Genomic DNA, 1,411 nt, shown 5'->3' on the forward strand with positions numbered 1-1,411 from the left:
GGTGGGGAGGCTGATGCGGTCGGGCAGCCCTGCCAGGGTCTGCTTCCAGTACTCCACCTGTGCGGAGATCTCGCTGTGGGGGTCTTCGACATCGCCCAGGAGGTCGCGTTGCCACAGCGTGTAGTCCGCGTACTGCACCGGCAGCTCGGCCCATTCCGGCTCCTGCCCGGCACACCGTGCCTGGTAGGCGGTGCTCACATCGCGCCACAGCGGTCGCATGGACCACCCATCAGCCGCGATGTGATGGACCATGATCACGAGTGTGTGGGTGTCGGGTCCGGTGGTGAACAGGTGGGCTCGTACGGGGATCTGGGTTTCGAGGTCGAAGGTGTGGCGTGCGGCGGTGGCCAGTGCGGTGTCCAGTTCGGAGGCGTTCACTTGGGTGATGGTCAGCTGTGGCCGGGCCTCCTGTACCGGCAGGATCCGCTGCTGTGGCATACCGTCGATCTCGGGGAAGACGGTCCGCAGGCTTTCGTGGCGTGCGACGACGTCGGCGAGTGCCATCTCCAGCGCCGCGACGTCTACGTGTCCGGTCAGCCGGAGGGCGAGCGGCATGTTGTAGGTGGGGGAGGGGCCTTCGAGGCGGTGGAGGAACCACAGACGGGCCTGCGCGAACGACAGGGGGACGGTCTCCGGTCGCTGGGCCGGTGCCAGAGCGGTGCGGGCCGCATGCGCTCCGCTGATCTGGTGTGCCAGTCCTGCCACGGTGGGTGTTTCGAACAGGGTGCGGACGCCGAGTTCGACGCCGAAGGTGGTGCGTATGCGTGCGACGAGGCGGGTGGCGAGCAGGGAGTGTCCGCCCAGGTCGAAGAAGTTGTCCTCGGCTCCGATTTCGGTCAGGCCGAGTACCTCGGCGAACAGGCCGCACAGGATCTCTTCCGCCGGTGTGCGCGGTCCGCGTGAGATGGTCCCGGCCGTGTAGTCGGGCGCGGGGAGTGCGCGGCGGTCGAGTTTGCCGTTGACGGTCAGGGGGAGTTCGTCCAGCACCATGACGGCTGAGGGGACCATGTACTCCGGCAGCCGGTCGGCGGCGAAGGAGCGGAGCGCGGCTGTGGTGGGTGTCCCGGTGTCGCTGGGGATGACGTAGGCGACCAGCCGTTTGTGGCCGGGGCGGTCCTCGTGGGGGATGACGACCGCTTGGGCCACGGTGGGGTGGTCGGTGAGGACGGAGGCGATCTCGTCGGGTTCGATGCGGAAGCCGCGGATCTTGACCTGGTCGTCGGCGCGTCCGAGGTATTCCAGCTGGCCGTCGGCGCGCCAGCGGACCATGTCTCCGGTCCGGTACATCCGGGCGCCGGTGGGATCCTGGCTGAACGGGTCGGCGACGAACCGTGACGCGGTCAATCCCGGCCGGCCCAGGTAGCCGCGGGCCACGCCCGCGCCCGCGAGGTACAGCTCACCTGCTACGCCC

The 1,411-nt window shown here is 68.9% G+C and carries 1 protein-coding gene; it reads right to left on the minus strand.

Annotated elements, in window-relative coordinates; translation table 11 throughout:
• Positions 1 to 1,411: condensation domain-containing protein (locus AXW62_RS38545; protein WP_159061077.1), on the minus strand; the 1,411-nt coding region annotated here is incomplete at both ends.

It is taken from the genome of Streptomyces hygroscopicus subsp. hygroscopicus, from assembly GCF_001553455.1.
In the GTDB taxonomy this organism is placed as follows: Bacteria; Actinomycetota; Actinomycetes; order Streptomycetales; family Streptomycetaceae; genus Streptomyces; species Streptomyces hygroscopicus.